The organism is Streptomyces pathocidini (genome assembly GCF_001418495.1).
Taxonomy (GTDB): domain Bacteria; phylum Actinomycetota; class Actinomycetes; order Streptomycetales; family Streptomycetaceae; genus Streptomyces; species Streptomyces pathocidini.
On sequence record NZ_LIQY01000738.1, the window covers coordinates 1 to 1278 of the forward strand.

A 1278-nucleotide genomic window follows, 5' to 3' on the forward strand; every position below is an offset into this window, starting at 1 on the left:
CGGGGTCGGCGGCGAGGTCGATCGTGCAGAGGATCCCGGCGTAGTACTGCTCGCCCCGGGCGGCGAGCAGTCGGGCGGCGCGGGCGGTCGCGGGCCAGGAGGGGCGGCCGGCGTGGTCGGTGCGGCGGCGGTTGAGGCGGTCCGTACCCCCGTCCAGGCTCAGGCCGACGCGGATGCGGGCGGCGGCGAGGCGGTCCAGGACGCCGGCGGTGAGGAGGGTCCCGTTCGTCTGCACGGACGCGGTCACCTCGCAGCCCTCGGGCACGGCTGCCCGTACGGCGTCGGCGTACGCGATGACGGCCTCCGGGCCTGCCATCAGCGGCTCACCGCCGTGCAGTTCGACGCGGATGCGGCGGAGGCGGTGGGCGGAGGCGTGCTCGCCGATGCGCGCGGCGGTCCGGCGGACGGTCGCGTCCGGGACGCGGGCGGGCCGGCGGCGCCAGCTGTCGTCGGCGCCTTGGTAGATGTAGCAGTAGGTGCAGGCGAGGTTGCACCGGCTGTGCGTCTTGAGCACGAACTGCCGGAAGGGGACGGGGGCGATGCCGCGGCGCCGCAGGGCGGCGACGTCGAGGCGCTGGTGGGGCCAGAGGGGCTCGCCGTCCGCGGCCTCCGGCCTCGTCGGCCGGGGCGGTTCGCCGCCGACCGCGTCGGGTCCGGACCTGCCCGCCGCGGCCGGACCGGACCTGTCCGCCGCGGCCGGACCGGGCCTGCCCGTCGCCGCCGGACCTGGTCTGGGAGGGGCCGCGCCGCCCGCGCTCCGCCTTGTGGGCCAGGGCAGTTCGCGGCCCGGCGCCTCCACCGGTCGCGAAGCGGCGCCGACCGCGGCCTGCGGCTCCGTAGTGCCGCCGTCCCCCTCCGCCGCCGTCATGGGGCGTCCTCGTAGTACGCGACGACGGGCTCGGCCTCGCCGCTGCCCGCGACCCGGTCGCGCAGCTCCGCGAGGACGGCCGCCAGGACGGGGTGGTCGGAGCCCAACCCGGTGCTGAGGGAGGGGAATTCGGGAAGCGGTGTGCCGCGACCGTCGGGAGGCGGCGTCACGCGTCGCCCGCCTGGACGGCGTCGATGCGGGCCTGGATGGCCTCCGCCAGGGCCTGGGTGCTCCCCCGGGCGTCCTCGGCCGGGCCGGGGTCTGCGGGCCCGGCGGGGTCAGGGTCGCCGGGCCCGGCAGCTTCGGCGGCGTCGGCTGCCCGTGTCGCTTCGGCGGCCCCGGCACCGTCCCCGGCCCCGGCATCGGCCCGGGCCTGGGGGCTCCGCCGGGCGACCTCGGCGGGGTCGGGG

Annotated in this window: 2 protein-coding genes and 1 pseudogene; all 3 read right to left on the minus strand. The window is 79.3% G+C overall.

Annotated elements, in window-relative coordinates; genetic code table 11:
* Positions 1-868 (minus strand): radical SAM protein (locus AOK16_RS24935; protein ID WP_157859354.1); only part of this gene is annotated, 868 nt, incomplete at its 3' end.
* Positions 865-1038: a hypothetical protein gene (locus AOK16_RS27355; RefSeq protein ID WP_157859355.1), complete on the minus strand. Its 174-nt coding sequence runs from the start codon at positions 1036-1038 to the stop codon at positions 865-867. The genes AOK16_RS27355 and AOK16_RS24935, both read right to left, overlap by 4 nt.
* A pseudogene (locus AOK16_RS24940) lies at positions 1035-1278 on the minus strand (hypothetical protein); the annotation flags it as partial. The gene AOK16_RS27355 and the pseudogene AOK16_RS24940, both read right to left, overlap by 4 nt.